The 15034-nt window shown below is 69.8% G+C and carries 13 protein-coding genes; 5 read left to right on the forward strand and 8 right to left on the reverse strand.

Going from position 1 to position 15034, the window contains the following annotated elements:
* Window positions 1-96: 96 nt before the first annotated feature.
* The 3 genes from KUM44_RS19210 to KUM44_RS19220 all read right to left on the reverse strand — a co-directional run bounded on the left by KUM44_RS19210 (window position 97) and on the right by KUM44_RS19220 (window position 3997).
* Complete coding sequence (locus tag KUM44_RS19210) at window positions 97-1146, reverse strand: BMP family protein (protein WP_217209286.1); 1050 nt, start codon at window positions 1144-1146, stop codon at window positions 97-99.
* Window positions 1147-1397: 251 nt separating this feature from the next.
* Window positions 1398-2453 carry a BMP family protein gene (locus KUM44_RS19215; protein ID WP_217209288.1) on the reverse strand — a complete coding sequence of 352 codons (1056 nt, stop codon included), beginning with the start codon at window positions 2451-2453 and terminating at the stop codon, window positions 1398-1400.
* Window positions 2454-2740: 287 nt separating this feature from the next.
* Window positions 2741-3997 carry a M20 family metallopeptidase gene (locus KUM44_RS19220; protein WP_217209375.1) on the reverse strand — a complete coding sequence of 419 codons (1257 nt, stop codon included), beginning with the start codon at window positions 3995-3997 and terminating at the stop codon, window positions 2741-2743.
* A gap of 410 nt (window positions 3998-4407) precedes the next feature.
* Here KUM44_RS19220 and KUM44_RS19225 point away from each other — a divergent pair, with 410 nt between their 5' ends.
* Window positions 4408-5166 carry a hypothetical protein gene (locus KUM44_RS19225; protein ID WP_217209290.1) on the forward strand — a complete coding sequence of 253 codons (759 nt, stop codon included), beginning with the start codon at window positions 4408-4410 and terminating at the stop codon, window positions 5164-5166.
* Window positions 5167-5182: 16 nt separating this feature from the next.
* Window positions 5183-5851 carry a class I SAM-dependent methyltransferase gene (locus KUM44_RS19230; RefSeq protein ID WP_217209292.1) on the forward strand — a complete coding sequence of 223 codons (669 nt, stop codon included), beginning with the start codon at window positions 5183-5185 and terminating at the stop codon, window positions 5849-5851.
* Between the two features lie 115 nt (window positions 5852-5966).
* Here KUM44_RS19230 and KUM44_RS19235 read toward each other — a convergent pair whose 3' ends face one another.
* The gene (locus KUM44_RS19235) at window positions 5967-6560 is read right to left on the reverse strand and encodes an ABATE domain-containing protein (protein WP_217209294.1); all 594 of its coding nucleotides are present in this window, start codon (window positions 6558-6560) and stop codon (window positions 5967-5969) included.
* 155 nt (window positions 6561-6715) lie between these two features.
* Here KUM44_RS19235 and KUM44_RS19240 point away from each other — a divergent pair, with 155 nt between their 5' ends.
* A complete protein-coding gene (locus KUM44_RS19240; RefSeq protein WP_217209295.1) occupies window positions 6716-7459 on the forward strand; it encodes a metallophosphoesterase in 744 nt (247 codons plus the stop codon).
* 75 nt (window positions 7460-7534) lie between these two features.
* Here KUM44_RS19240 and KUM44_RS19245 read toward each other — a convergent pair whose 3' ends face one another.
* The 4 genes from KUM44_RS19245 to KUM44_RS19260 all read right to left on the reverse strand — a co-directional run bounded on the left by KUM44_RS19245 (window position 7535) and on the right by KUM44_RS19260 (window position 12432).
* Window positions 7535-8605 carry a hypothetical protein gene (locus KUM44_RS19245; RefSeq protein ID WP_217209376.1) on the reverse strand — a complete coding sequence of 357 codons (1071 nt, stop codon included), beginning with the start codon at window positions 8603-8605 and terminating at the stop codon, window positions 7535-7537.
* Window positions 8606-8763: 158 nt separating this feature from the next.
* On the reverse strand, window positions 8764-9702 hold the full coding sequence (locus KUM44_RS19250; RefSeq protein WP_217209296.1) for an N-acetylneuraminate synthase family protein: 939 nt from the start codon (window positions 9700-9702) through the stop codon (window positions 8764-8766).
* Between the two features lie 13 nt (window positions 9703-9715).
* Window positions 9716-11029 carry an N-acylneuraminate cytidylyltransferase gene (locus KUM44_RS19255; protein WP_217209297.1) on the reverse strand — a complete coding sequence of 438 codons (1314 nt, stop codon included), beginning with the start codon at window positions 11027-11029 and terminating at the stop codon, window positions 9716-9718.
* An 89-nt stretch (window positions 11030-11118) separates the two neighbouring features.
* Window positions 11119-12432, reverse strand: a complete 1314-nt coding sequence (locus tag KUM44_RS19260) for a DUF6716 putative glycosyltransferase (RefSeq protein WP_217209298.1) — start codon at window positions 12430-12432, stop codon at window positions 11119-11121.
* Window positions 12433-12630: 198 nt separating this feature from the next.
* On the opposite strand from KUM44_RS19260, the gene KUM44_RS19265 reads away from it, so the two are divergent.
* Both KUM44_RS19265 and KUM44_RS19270 read left to right on the forward strand, forming a co-directional pair.
* Window positions 12631-13608 carry a glycosyltransferase family 2 protein gene (locus KUM44_RS19265; RefSeq protein ID WP_217209377.1) on the forward strand — a complete coding sequence of 326 codons (978 nt, stop codon included), beginning with the start codon at window positions 12631-12633 and terminating at the stop codon, window positions 13606-13608.
* Window positions 13608-14981, forward strand: coding sequence for an alpha-2,8-polysialyltransferase family protein (locus KUM44_RS19270; RefSeq protein WP_217209299.1), 1374 nt, complete (start codon window positions 13608-13610; stop codon window positions 14979-14981). Before KUM44_RS19265 ends, KUM44_RS19270 begins: the two co-directional genes overlap by 1 nt.
* Window positions 14982-15034 lie beyond the last annotated feature (53 nt).

The following is a 15034-nucleotide window of genomic DNA, read 5'->3' on the forward strand; positions in this document are numbered from 1 at the left end:
ACCAACGGGGTACGGGGAGGGCCCTGGGAAAGCCTCCCCGTACCCCGTTGAGCGGACGTAACCCCGGGGTTACCGCTGCTCAGGGTGTAGCTGTACTCAGCTGGACTTGACCTTGATCTCGCCGCTGATGATCTTCTCCTTGGCCGTCTTGATGGCGTCCTGGAGCTCGGTGTCGTCCGCGAACTTCGGGTTGGAGTTCGACAGGCTCACCTCACCCGTCTTCAGATCGCCACGAACGATACCGGTCTCGGGCTTGCCGTCCTCGACCGACTGCGCCAGGTTGTACACCGCCTTGGCGACGTCCTTCATCGCCGAGGTCAGGATGGAGTCCTTGTACTTGGCAAGGGCTTCCTGCTTGTACTGGTCGGAGTCGACGCCGATGGCCCACACCTTGTTGGCTGCGGCGGCCTCGATGACACCCTGGCCGGACAGACCGGCGGCCGCGTAGACGACGTCGGCCTTCTTCTCGATCTGGCCCTCGGCGGCCGACTTGCCCTTGTCCGGGCTGGAGAAGCCACCCTCCTCCGCGGTCTGCGTGAGGTACTGGGTGAGGACCTTGACCTTGGGGTTCGTGTCCTTGACGCCCTGCTCGAAGCCGGCCTGGAACTTGTGGATCAGCGGGATGTCCACGCCGCCCACGAAGCCCACGGTGTTCGTCTTGGTGCTCTTGGCGGCGGCGACGCCGGCCAGGTACGAGGCCTGCTCCTCGGAGAAGACCAGGTCGGCCACGTTCTTCGACTCGACGGTGGAGTCGTCCACGATGCCGAAGGTGGTCTTGGGGAACTTCTCCGCGGCACCCTTCACGGCGGCGGCGTACGCGTAGCCGACGCCGATCACCGGGTTGTAGCCCTGCTTGGCCAGCGACACCAGTCGCTGCTCCTTGTCCGCGTCCGTCTCACCCTCGGTGGGCTCGACGTCGGCGGTGTCGTACTGGAACTCCTTCTTCGCCTGCTCCAGACCGGCGTACGCGGCGTCGTTGAAGGACTGGTCGCCCTTGCCGCCGACGTCGTACGCGATGGCGAGGCCCTTGTCGCCCTTCGAGTCCGACGACGAGGCCGAAGTCGAGGTGCCGCCGCAGGCGGAGAGAGCGAGGGCCAGAGAGGCGGTCGCTGCGCCTGCGACCGTGATCCGGGAAATCCGGCGCATGTGTAGAGCTCCTGTCGTACGAGCGCCGGACGGTACTGCTACACAGGTACTGCTTCACAGAACAGGTTCACAGCTACGGCGCTGGCTTTCGTCGCAGATTAACGCGCGTAGACAAGCCTGAAAACCCCTTCTGTCCACCTTGTTATCCGGCCGTGGCCAACCGCACGTCAGGTCTTGACCTGGAGGCGGGAACGCCACAGCGGGCGGGCATCCTCGGATGCCCGCCCGCTGTACCAGGTGTACGACCGTGACTACTCGGTCTTGACCTTGATCGAGCCGTCGATGATGCCTTCCTTGGCCTTGGCCACGGCCTCGGAGAGGCCGGCGATCTTCGTGAACTCCGGGTTGGACTCGGACAGGCCGACGCCGTTGACCTTCAGGTCGAAGGTCTGGGTGCCGGTCAGGGGCTTGCCGTCCTCGACGGACTTGGCGAGCGCGTAGACGGCGCCGCCGACGTCCTTGAGGGCGGAGGTCAGGATGTACTGCTTGTAGTTGGCGAGCGCGGCCTGCTTGTACTGGTCGGAGTCGACGCCGATCGCCCACACCTTGGCCTTCGCGGCGGCCTCGATGACGCCCTGGCCCGACAGACCGGCCGCCTGGTAGATGACGTCGGCCTTCTTCTCGATCTGGCCCTCGGCGGCGGCCTTGCCCTTGTCGGGGCTGGAGAAGCCGCCCTCCTCGGCGGTCTGCGTCAGGTACTGCGAGACGACCTTGACCTTGCCGCCGCTGGTGTCCTGGACACCCTGCTTGTAGCCGGCCTCGAACTTGTGGATCAGCGGGATGTCCACGCCGCCCACGAAGCCCACGGTGTTCGTCTTGGTGGCCTTGGCCGCGGCGACGCCGGCCAGGTACGAGGCCTGCTCCTCGGCGAAGACGAGGGAGGCGACGTTGTCGCCCTCGACGACCGAGTCGACGATGCCGAAGGTGGTCTTCGGGTACTTCTTGGCCACGGCCTCCATCGCGGGACCGTAGGCGAAGCCGACGCCGATCACCGGGTTGTAGCCCTGCTTGGCGAGGGACGCCAGGCGCTGCTCCTTGTCGGCGTCCGTCTCGCCCTCGGTGGGCTCGATGTCGGCCGTCTTGTAGTTGAACTCCTTCTGGGCCTTCTGTAGGCCCGCGTACGCGGCGTCGTTGAAGGACTGGTCGCCCTTGCCGCCGATGTCGTACGCGATGGCGAGACCCTTGGTGTCGCCGCCGCCGTCGCTGCCGCCGCCGTTTTCGCTGCTGGTACCACCGCACGCCGTGGCAGCGAGCGCGATCGACGCGACCCCCACCGCGACACGGGTCAGTTTGGATGTCCGACGCATCGTGAAGTCCCCATTCTCCAAGCCCCGCAGTGGGTGCTGAGTTCGGCGCACATTAACGCGCGTAGACACTCCTGGGAACGGGGTTTCGTCTTGCCGTTATCCATTCGTGCCGATGGCCGGTTACGTCCTTGTGAACCATCGGATCGAACGGCACGCATGGGGGCAACCGCACCAACCATGGGGCCAGACTCCCCCCGCGGCGGGGGGTGCCGCAAGCGGAGGCAGGCGGAGGAATGAACGACGGCCCCATTCAATGCCGTGCGGGCATCCCCTGGGGCGGGCGTCCCCTAAGGCGAGACCGCTCCTGCCGGCTGCTGAGCCGCGCCGTCGAGCAACGCGGCCGCCGTGAACAGCTCCACGCCCACCGTGATGGCCGATTCGTCCACGTCGAAGTCGCCCTGGTGCAGGTCCCGGCCGATGCGGTCACCCGGGTGGCGGGTGCCGAGGCGGGCCATGGCGCCGGAGACCTGCTCCAGGTACCACGAGAAGTCCTCGCCGCCGAGGCTCTGCTCGGTGCCCTCGACGGAGTCGGCACCGCGGCGGGCGGTCATGGCGCCGCGCAGCAGTTCGGTCGATTCCGGGTCGTTGACGACGGGCGGGACGCCACGGACGTAGTTGATCTCCGACTTGGCGCGGTGGAGGTTGGCGATCTCGTCGATGGCGGCGACGACGAGGTCGGGCGCCTGCCGCCAGGTGTCGAGGTTCAGGCAGCGCACGGTCCCGGAGAGCTCGGCGCGCTGCGGGATGACGTTGGGCGCGTGACCGGACTCGATGCGGCCCCAGGTCACGGAGAGGCCGCTGCGGGCGTCGGCGCGCCGGGCGACGATCGCGGGCACGTCGGTGACGACGCGGGCGGCGGCGGTGACCAGGTCGGTGGTCAGGTGAGGGCGGGCGGTGTGACCACCGGGGCCGTCCAGGGCGATTTCGAGCCGGTCACAGGCGGACGTGATCGGGCCCTGCCGCAGGCCGATCTTCCCGGCGTCCACCTTGGGGTCGCAGTGCACGGCGAGGATCCGGCCCACGCCTTCGAGTCCCCCGCACTTGATGACGTCGAGGGCGCCGCCGGGGAGCACCTCCTCGGCGGGCTGGAAGAGCAGCCGGACGGGCCGGGGCAGCCGGCCCTGCTTGTGCAGCTCGGCGAGGACCAGGCCCGCGCCCAGCACGACGGTCGTGTGGACGTCGTGTCCGCAGGCGTGCGCCCGGTCCGGCACGGTGGAGCTGTACGGGCACTCACTCTTCGTGTCCGGGATGGGCAGGCCGTCGATGTCGGCGCGCAGGGCGAGCATGGGCCGCTCGCCGTCCTGCTCCCCGATCTCCCCGATGTCGCAGACGAGCCCGGTTCCGGAGTCGAGCACGCGGGGCTGAAGGCCGGCCTTCTCCAGGCGGCCCTTGATCGCGGCGGTCGTACGGAACTCCTGGTTGCCGAGCTCCGGGTGCATGTGCAAGTCGCGTCGGAACTCGACGAGTTCCGCACGGAGCGCCTCCGGCAGGGTGCCGGGAAGTGCGGCTTCCCCGGTGCGATCGACCTCGGACTCTTGGGACATCAGTTGGCTCACCCTCTACAGGGTAGGACGCCGGGGTGGCCAACTCCCCCTCGATCAACAAAAGTTCAACCCCTCAGGGGAAGAAAATCTGGCCGCTCGACGCATAGGTGCGGATGGAGATGGGTAGGTAGTTCTTTTCTCTACGCATACCACGTCCCGCGCTCCCTCGGCGGTTCTGTCCACCGGACGGGATCGCGCCCGGAGGGGCGCGGCCAGGGAAGAGCCTCGGATCCGGGCATCTTCACCCCTTGGCGGCGGCTGGTCACGCTGCGCACACGCCCCCCTCGCGCCGACCCGGCCGCGGCGGGGCGATTGAGCTCCGCGCGCATGGGGGATTGAGCTTGGACAGGCCTCACCCGGCGGGGAGTTGGCCTCGTCATGGACGTGCGCGAGAGTCGGTGGGGGTGTGCATGGCTGGTTCGCGTACCACTCCGGAGCCGGGGAACCTGCTGGAGCGCTGGGACCAGCGGGGGCTGGCCATCGCCTGTGTCGTCGCCGTCGGCGCATCCGCGGCCGCCGCGCTCTTCGGGCTGCCCGCCGCCTGGCAGATGCCGTTTCTCTTCAGCGCCCTGTACGCGATCCTGCGCACCCTCGTCCCGCTGACCGAGTCGCGCCGGGAACTGGCCGGCCTTCGCACCGAGGTCGAAAAGCTGCGGGCTGACTTCGACCAGGTGAACTCTTCACGCATCGAGCATTATCCGGATGCGACGGCGTTCTATCAGGCGGAAATCGACTATCTCCGCAATCGTCGGCCCAGCCATATGGACGCCTGGTATATGCGGCTCGAAACTCCGGATGACTTCAGCGCGTCGACTCCGGCCTTTTCCGAATATTTCCAGGCGGTACTCGACTGGACGCACAACGGCGGATCGGTGCGGCGGCTGTTCTGTCTGGGCTCGTCCCGGGGGTACGCGGGCTGGACGGCACAGCACCGGGAGGAGACCCACCATCTGCGCAGTTACAGCATTCGCGAGGTGACCTGGCCGATCAAGGCCGACCTGATGAGCATGGCCATCATGGACACGAGCGCGGTGTTCCTCGCGTTCACCGTCGGCGACCGGGTCCAGGGCATGCGGATCGAGGACAGTGAGGCCGCGGCGTACTTCAAGTCGTACTTCGACCGGCACTGGGAGAACGCCAGAGAGGTGCCACGCGCCCCGGCAAGGTGACGTTAGGGTGCAGTCCGTGAGCGCCGAGAACCCGGAATTCATACGGGCCACCCGAATCTCGTACGACACGATCGCCGACGCCTATGCCGAGCGGTTCTCGGACTGGCTCGGCGTCCATCCGACGGACAGAGCCCTGCTCGGCGCCTTCGCGGAGCTGGTGACGGCGCGGGGCGGCGGCCCGGTGGCCGACATCGGCTGTGGGCCGGGGCAGGTGAGCGCCGCGCTGGACGTGCTGGGGGTGCCCGTGTTCGGGGTGGATCTGTCGCCCCGCATGGTGGAGCTGGCCCGGCGGGCCCATCCCGGGCTGCGGTTCCATGTGGGGTCGATGACGTCCCTGGACCTGCCGAACGAGACGCTGGGCGGGATCGTCGCCCTCTACTCGGTCATCCACGTCCCGGACGGCCACCTGCCGACGGTGTTCGCCGAGTTCCACCGTGTCCTGGTGCCCGGCGGCCACGTACTCCTCGGGTTCCAGTCCGGCTCGCCCGAGGGCGACGAGGAGCACCTCCACCTCACGGAACGCTTCGGCCACGAGATCTCGCTCGACTACTTCTGGCACACCCCGGACGCGGTCGCCGCCCACCTCGCCAAGGCGGACCTCCAGCTCCAGACCCGCGTCCTGCGCGAGCCGGCCGGCGAGGAGAAGCGGCCACGTGCGTTCGTCCTGGCCCGCAAGCGGCCGTGAGCTACGTGGCCGGTTCGCACCAGACGTACTCGCCCCGGTTGCCGTGCCGGGTCAACCTCGGCGGCTCGGGGTCGGCATCCCAGGCCCCGATCCGCAGGCACCTTCAGCCAAGTGATCACGCCATCCGCTGCCGCCGATAGTGCCGAGCCGCCCGAGCTCGGTTGCCGCACGACGGCTTGCACCACTCCTGTCGGCCATGGCTCTTGACGAAGTAGCGCACGCAGCGGGGCGCGGTGCAGGCGCGCAGTTGCTCGCGCTGCGGGCCGCTCAGGAAGTCGATGGCGGCGCGGGCCAGGGCTGACACGAGGCGGACGTCGGGGTCGCTCTCCGCCGACAGCAGGCGGGCCGTGGGGGCACCGTCCGAGGGCCAGTCCAGCTGCGGGGCGACCGTTTCGCGGGCGGCCACCGTGTTGAGGTGGGCCAGCGCCTGGTCGGCCGGCATCAGTCGGCGGGCGTCCGCCGGGCTGGGGGGTGCGGGGCTGACCGCTCGGGCGAACAGGGCCCGGACCGCACGCCGTAGCTCGATGATCTCCGTCCTCAGGGCGTCGTCGGCTGTCATGGCCCCGGCCGGGACATGGCCGGCCAGCAGGTCGGACTGCGCCTGGATCCAGCGGGTCACTCCGTCTGCCGTGGCGAGGTCGTCGGTGACGCCGCCGTTCCCGTCGTGGCGAATCGTGCTCGCCAGTTCCAGTGCCGGCCAGCGCTCCATCCGGCGTCTCCTTTCCTGCCCGGTCGTCGACCTCTTGATCACACTCGCACGTACAGCCTAAAGTCCTAACGGAAAAGTTGGATTTACCGTTAGACGCGAAGGATCGGTACGAGAGATCGAGGTGGGGGACAGCCCTGCCTGGAGGGGGACTGAACATGACGGTGCTGCTTGCCCAGATCAGTGACCTGCACCTGGACGGCAGTGAGAGGGCCACCCGGCGCGCCGAACGCGTCATGGACCATCTGCGAGCCTTGCCTCGTCCGGTCGATGCGCTCCTGGTCACGGGGGACATCGCCGATCACGGAGCGGAAGCCGAGTACGAGGAGGCCGCCCGCATTCTGACGGCTCCCTTCCCGGTACTCACCTGCCCCGGCAACCACGACGTGCGTCCCGCCTACCGCAAGGCCCTGCTCGCAGAGGCACCCGGCCACGGCCCCGTCAACCGGATCCACCACATCGCCGGGGCCGCCGTCCTGATGTGCGACTCCACCATCCCCGGCCGTGACGAGGGGCGCCTCGACGCCCGGACGCTCGACTGGATCGACACCCAGCTCACTGGGCTGCCGCAGGACACCCCGGCACTGATCGCCTTCCATCAGCCCCCGGTCGAGCTCCACCACCCTCTGCCCGACTCCGGAATGCTCGAACAGCCCGAGCAACTGGCCGCCCTGCTCGACGCCCACCCCCAGGTCGTCGCCGTCCTGACCGGTCACGCCCACACCGCGGCCGTCTCGACCTTCGCCGCCCGTCCCCTGATCGTCGGGCCGGCCGTCACCTGGACCCTGCGCATGCCCTGGGAGGGTGACCGCCCCGCGGACCGCGACCAGCCGCCCGGCCTCGCCTTCCACATCCTGGGCGACGACCGGCGCCTGACCACCCACTACCGCGTCGTGCTCTGATCCGACGTCACCGCCCGACCGCCTGGACCTTCCTCGCCCGGCGTGCCTCACGCACCCTGCCGCGGCGACGCAGGCCTACACCGCACTGACCGCCGCCAGCCGATGCACATCGCGAGCCGACCCCGTCACCCCCGACAGGAACCCCTGCGCCCGAGGCGACGCGTTCTCCGTCAGCCATGCCGGGTCGATGTCGCAGACGGCGACGCGGACCTCCGTGCCGGACAGGGCCAGCGGCAGGGTGTGTACGACCGTCGACGGGAAGCTGAGGATCGTGCGGCCGATGGGGCCGCGGCGGGCGATCAGCTCCAGGGGGAGGTCGGGGCGTACGACCTCCAGGCCCGTCTCGACCGCCAGCCGGTGCAGTTTCTCCGTGCTCTCGCGGCGGTGGGCGAAGTAGCGGGTGGCGCCGTGGGCCTTGGCCAGGGTGCGCACGGCCTCCAGGTAGCGGTCGCCGTCCACCACGCCCGTCTCGACCAACGACGTACCGACCATGTCCGCGCCCTTGGTGATGCGGGGCGGGCCGAAACGGTCGCGGGTCCAGGCGAAGGTGTTGGCGGTGACGGTCACGCCGTGCGGCGTCTCCTCCATCGGCATGGACGAGAAGATCTCGACCGTCCGACGCTCACTCGGGGTGAGGCGCTTGCGTGCCGCCGACGACACCGGGGCGAAGACCAGGTCCCGTGGGCCGGGGCGGCCGCCCTTGCGGTGCCAGCGGACCAGGCGTTCACCGCGGGCGAGTTGGGCCACGAACTCCATCGTGGCCGTGCCGTCGTCGACGACGACGATGTCACGGGCCTTGGTGATCGTCAGCAGGAGCTGCACATAGCGGGAGAAGGGGTCACCCAGGACCACGCGGCCGGCCCGGCGGAGCAGGCCGGTGAGGCCGCCGATCGTCTGGAAGGGAGCTGCCGCGCCGCCCCGCGCCTCCTCCCAGCGGACCTCGTGCCCGTCGTTGCGTGCCAGCTCGGCCATCCGGCGCAGCTGGCCGCGGGTCATGGGGTCGATCGGGGACAGGACGACGAGCGTGAGGCCCGCCCCGACGGCGGGCTCGCGGGCGTGCGCCCACTCCAGCACGTTCAGGAGCTGTACCGGGCTCTCGACGAAGGCGAGAGTGTGAGGGCCGGTGTTCCCGGCGCGGGGGCTCATCGACGTACGACCGTCCCGTCGTAAGGCGCTCATGCGGCGCTCGTATTCAGCTCGTGCTCAGTCGGGTTCGGCACAGGAACTCGAAGGGCGCCGAGTCCGAGCACTCCTGCTCGGAGCACTCGGACGTCGGCGCGCGTTCGGACTCGGTGCGTTCCGGATCAGACCTGGACCGGCTCGCCCGCCGCCGCGGCGATCTCCGCCTCGGCGACCACACCGGCGACCCGGCGCAGCTTCTTCATCGGGCCGAGCTCGGAGTCGTAGACCTTCTTGACGCCGTCACCGAGGGAGGCCTCGATGGTGCGGATGTCGCGGACGAGGCGGGTCAGGCCCTGCGGCTCGACCGAGGCGGCCTGGTCGGAGCCCCACATCGCGCGGTCCAGGGTGATGTGACGCTCGACGAAGACGGCGCCGAGGGCGACCGCGGCCAGCGTGGTCTGCAAGCCCGTCTCGTGGCCGGAGTAGCCGATCGGGACGTTCGGGAACTCCTTCTCCAGCGTGTTGATCGCGCGGAGGTTGAGCTCCTCGGCCTTCGCCGGGTAGGTGGAGGTGGCGTGGCACATGAGGATGTTGTCCGAGCCGAGGACCTCGACGGCGTGGCGGATCTGCTTCGGCGTCGACATGCCGGTGGAGAGGATCACGGCGCGGCCCGTCGCACGCAGGGCGCGCAGCAGCTCGTCGTCGGTCAGGGAGGCGGAGGCGACCTTGTGGGCGGGGACGTCGAACTTCTCCAGGAAGGCGACCGCCTCGGTGTCCCACGGGGAGGCGAACCAGTCGATGTTCTTGCTCTTGCAGTACTCGTCGATCTGGCGGTACTCGTCCTCACCGAACTCCACGCGGTGGCGGTAGTCGATGTAGGTCATCCGGCCCCAGGGGGTGTCGCGCTCGATGTCCCACTGGTCGCGCGGGGTGCAGATCTCCGGGGTGCGCTTCTGGAACTTGACGGCGTCGCAGCCGGCCTCGGCGGCCACGTCGATGAGCTTGAAGGCGTTCTCCAGCTCACCGTTGTGGTTGATGCCGATCTCGCCGCAGATGTAGACGGGCTTGCCCGGGCCGACCTCACGCGAACCGAACGAGCGCAGACGGGAGTTGGTGCTCATGGCAGAGATGTCCTTACTTGGTGAGGGAGTCGAGAGAGGGGCCGAGGATCCAGCTGGCGATCTCTCGGATGGCGCCGTCGCCACCGGGGGTGGTGGTGACCGCGCGTGCGGCGCCGCGCACGACGTCGTGGGCGCTCGCGACCGCCACGGGCCAGCCCACGAGGGCGAAGCACGGGAGGTCGTTGACGTCGTTGCCGACGTAGAGCACGCGCTCAGGCGCGATGCCCTGCTCCTCGCACCACTGCTTGAGTGCGAGGTCCTTCCGGTCGATGCCGTGCAGCACGGGAATCTTGAGCTTCCGTGCGCGGGCGGCGACGACCGGGTTCTGCTCCGTGGACAGGATCAGCATCTTCAGCCCGCTCTTGCGCAGGGCGGCGATGCCGAGTCCGTCTCCGCGGTGCACGGAGACGAACTCCTTTCCATCGGCATCGATCAGCACCCGGTCGTCGGTCTGGGTGCCGTCGAAGTCCAGTACGACCGCGTCGATGTCGTCCGTGGTCGGGAGGGCGCCGGGCCGGTCCGCGTCGAACAGCGGCGCCAGCGCGCGGGCGCGGGCCAGGTCGTGCGGATCGTCGATCTCCAGGACCCGGGCGGGGTCGGTGCGCACCAGCTCGGTGCGGCCGAAGAAGCGGTGCTTGTGCTCGCGGAAGCCCGCGGCGTTCATCGCGTAGGCGGCGCCGGTCTCCAGGAAGTCCTGGGGGCGGTCCTGGCGGCGCGGGCGGAAGGACTTGTCGTGGTTGACGCCGTAGCCGCCGCCGGAGGCGGTGGTGGTGGTGGTGCGGGTGGCCACGGTGTCGGCGCCGGCCTCGGCCGCCTGGCGCTCGGCGCGTACGGCCGCCGTGGGCTCGTCGTCGCCGTGCCGCCACACGAAGCCGTGGAAGGGCGCGACGGTCAGGGAGGTGTCGGCGCCGTTGGCGACGATCGCCTTGACCACGCCGTCGATGTCCTCGCGGACGATGAACGGGCTGGTGCACTGCACGAGCAGGACCACGTCCACCGGCGCGCCGTGCAGCGCCTCGTGCGCGTCCATGGCGTGCAGCACGGCCGCCTCGGAGGTGGCGGTGTCGCCGGCGATGGCGGCGGGGCGCAGCACGACCTCGGCGCCGGCCTGGCGGGCGGCGGCCGCGATGCCCTGGTCGTCGGTGGAGACGACGACGTCCGTGACGAGTCTGGAGGCCCGGCACTCCCGCACGGCACGCGAGACCAGCGGTACGCCGCCGACGGGGGCGAGGTTCTTCGCGGGCACGCCCTTGGAGCCGCCGCGTGCGGGGATGACCGCGAGCACGCGTCGCACCGAAGCACCCTCGTGTGCCGGGGAGTCAGACATGGATTGCACTCCTTGCGCAGAGTTCGCAGAGCTTTGGAGGGCGGCGAAGCCGCCCGCTCGAGGACCCGAAGCGGCGCTTCCCGAGGCGCTCACAGCTCCCCCATCCGCCGGATCACCGGGGCCACCCGCTGCACCCCGTGGCGGTAGGCGCCGCGTGCCGCCCTGCGGACGATCTGGCGGACCGGTCCGGGTTCCTTGTCGGCCGTGGGTGCCCCCGGCAATACGCTGCCGTCGGGGCCGAGGTGGTGGCGGGCGAGGATGCCGGGCAGATAGCCGGGGGCGGTGGCCGGCGTGTAGTACGGCGTGAGGGCGGGCAGTCCGCCGGGCCGCTGAAGCAGCTTGGCGATGCGCTCACGGGCCGCGTCGAAGGCGCTGGCGTACGAGCCGTCGGCGCAGACGCCCTGCCGGGACACCCACTCCTCGTCGGGCGTCGGGCGGTGTCCCTCGTCGAGCTGGTCCCAGGAGGCGAGGCAGCCGGAGCCCACGAAGTGGTGGTTGCCGAGCGTCTCGCGCACGCCGAGGTCGGTGAGGACGACGGTGGGGACACGGCGGTGCAGCGACTCCAGCGCCGCCGTGGAGCTGATGGTGACCAGCAGGTCGGTGCGGTCGAGGACCTCGCCCATGTTGCCGTACACCAGTTTGAAGTTGGCCGGCGGTTCGAGCCGCTGCACCAGCTTCTGGTACGGCAACTCCTCGATGTGCGTGGTGTGTTCGCCCGGCTTGGAGCGCAGCTTGAGCAGCACCTCGCGCTCGGGGTGCTTGCGGGCGTGCTGGATCAGCCGGTTCAGCAGGTACGTGCGGTCCCTGCGGCTGTCCGGCACCGAGGGCTGCGCGGCGAAGACGACCGTGTACGGGTCGCGCTCGCCGGCGTAGGGCTCGCCGCCGAGGAACGGCAGCGCCACCTCGGTCACCGCCGAGGCGTCGGCGCCGACCCCCTCGTACACCGCGCGGAACCGCTCGGCGTCCTGCCGGGAGTTGGCGAGGACGAGGTCCGCGCCGTGCCGCAGCAGCAGGCCGTCGGCGAGCTTCTCGTATACGACGCCGACATAGCCGGTGACGACCACGGGCCGCTGTGCCTGCCCCTCCCAGACCCGCTTGAGGCCGTGCAGCACGGCCTGCACTCCGCCGCCCACGAGGGCGAGGACCAGCACGTCGTACGACCCCTGCGCCATGGCGCGCAGGAACTCGACCGCGGTGACCTCACGGAGGGAGTCGGCGTGGACGCCGACTTCCTGGAGCTGGCGGGGGGTGGGGGTGGCCCGGCCACGCAGAAGATATCCGTCCAAACGGATGTCCGAATTCTCCGGGGCGATACGGTTCGCGGTGAGCGCGCCCCATTTCCACCGGGTATCGGAATCCGCGAGTACGGCAACTCGCCGGGTATTCGTCGCACTTGCTGGCACATCGAAGACGCTAGGAAGCGATTCCGAGGTTCTGCCCAACCCGAATGCAACAAACGGTTAACAGCAGATCGACGAACGGCGAATCGAGCCTCATATGGCCCAGGAAAAGGCCTGGTTCACGGTATCGCCACGTGCCGTTCACCCAGCATCAAGCAGATGGTCAAGACGAAAGCCGGACCGCCGCCTAACGTCATCTGCGTGGTCAAGCTCTCCGTCATCGTGCCGTTCTACAACGTGCAGCAATACGCCCCGGACGCCATCAGATCCCTCCGCGCGAACGCCCGCGAGGATTTCGAGTTCATTCTTGTCGACGACTGTTCGACGGACGGGACCAAGGAAATCCTCGAACAAGCCGAACGCGACCTGCCGGGCGCGGTGCTCATCAGGCGCAGCGAGAACGGCGTGGCGGCCGCTCGCAACACCGGCATCGACGCGGCGCGGGGCGAGTATCTGACCTTCATGGACGGCGACGACTGGGCGGCGCCCGGATACTTCGCCCAGCTCCTCGACAGCATCGAACACCTGGGCTGCGACTTCGTCCGCACCGACCACGTGCGGTGCACGGGTGCGCAGCGCACGGTGCACCGCGTGCCCTTCGGCCCGCGGAACGTCGTGGTCCCGCCGCGCAGCGTGATCCTTCCGGCGGAGCGCTCCACACCGGTCGACTACCCGTACTCCTGGGCCGGCGCCTACCACCGCAGGCTGGTCGACGAGGGGCTGCTGCACATGCCCGAGGACCTGCGCACGGCCGAGGACCGGCCGTGGATCTGGGCGCTGCACCGCAAGGCCAAGTCGTTCGCGGTGCCGGACCTGCTCGGCATCTTCTACCGCCGGGGAGTGACCTCCTCGCTCACCCAGATCGGCGACACGAGGCAGCTCGACTTCATCCGCTCGTTCGACCGGGTGCTGGCGGAGACCGCCGAGGACCCCGAGGCCGACCGGTTCCTGCCCAAGGCGGTGCGCACCTACTGCGCGATCATCACCCACCACCTGGCGACCATCGAGAAGTTCGAGCCCCAGGTGGCCCGCAAACTCCGCTCGATGAGCGCCGCCGCCCTGCGGCGGATGCCCCAGGACCTGCTCAACGACACCCTGAACTCCATGGACCTCGCTCGCGCCTCCCAGCTGCGCCGGCTGCGCCGGAGGCCCTCCACGGCCGGGGAGGCCGCCGCCTGATGACCGCGACCACCACGCCCGCCGCGGGCGGCGTCCGCCGCACCACACAGATCTTCTGTGCGTCCACTCTCTACGGCGCTGCCACGCTGGCCGCCGCGATCGACGCCGACTGCTTCGGCCCCGCGGACCGGCGGCTGCTGCTGATCAGCAACAACAGCTCGGCGCCGGAGCTGTCCCGGGCCTTCGACCAGTCCCCCGGCTTCGAGCTGCTGCGCGACCGGTTCGACGGGGTGCTGTCGTGGAACGACGCCATCTCCCCCTTCCATCCCGGTGGCTGGGCCCCGCGTCCGGACGACCAGCTGCTGTTCGAGCGTTATCTGCGGCTGCTGTGGGACCTGGGCGAGGACCGCGTGGAGCTGGCGGTGGAGTCCATCCAGGTCAACCCCTCGCTCGCCATCTGCCAGATCTTCGGCGGCGCCCCGGTCGACGTGTACGCGGACGGGCTGATGAGCTACGGCCCGACCCGCTTCAAGATCGACCCGCTGGTCGGCACCCGGGTGCGGCGCGTGCTCCACCTCGACCTCGTGCCGGGTCTGAAGCCGCTGCTGCTCACCGAGTTCGACGTCGAGCCGGAGATCGTGCCGACGGATGCCTTCCTGAAGGTGCTCACGGAACTCGGCGCGACGGGGGGTGCGTTGCCGGAGATCGACGCCCCTGCCCTGCTGCTGGGCCAGTACCTGTCCGCGCTCGGCATCCTGACGCCCGAGGAGGAGGAGGACCTCCACGTGCGCATGCTGCGGGGGGCGGTCGCACTCGGCCATCGCCGAGTCGTGTTCAAGCCGCACCCCTCGGCGCCGCACGGCTGGTCCCGACTGCTGGAGCAGGAGGCCCGGAAACTGGACGCGGACCTCACCGTCGTCGACACGCCGGTCCTCGCCGAGGTGCTCTACCAGCGGATGCAACCCGCGCTGGTCGTCGGCTGCTTCTCCACCGCCCTGTTCACCGCCTCGGCGCTGTACGAGCTGCCGGTCGCCCGCATCGGCACCGGCACCCTCCTGGAGCGGCTGACCCCCTACGAGAACAGCAACCGCGTGCCGGTGACCATCGTCGACGCGCTGCTGCCCGACCTCGGGGACCGAGCCGCGGTCACCGACCAACGGCGCGGCATGGATGTGGAGATGCTCACCCAGCTGATCCGGGCCGTCGGCTACGCCATGCAGTCGAAGATCTACCCCGATCTGCGCTCGGCGGCCGAGCAGTACCTGAGCAGCCATCTCGACCAGCACACCTGGCGCTATTTCAAGCGCCGCCGCCTCACCTCGCTGGCGCTGCCCGGAGCGGTCCCGGCGCAGCTCGCCTTCATTCCCCGCAACGCGACGGTTCGCCGGGTGGCCCGGCGGGCGCGCTCGCTGCGGCGGGCGGTGGGCCGTTGAGGCGCAGGTGACGGGACCCGAGGCGTCCGTACGCGAGAGCGACGTCCAGGTGA

Origin of the sequence: Streptomyces sp. AC550_RSS872 (assembly GCF_019049285.1) — a bacterium.
Taxonomy (GTDB): domain Bacteria; phylum Actinomycetota; class Actinomycetes; order Streptomycetales; family Streptomycetaceae; genus Streptomyces.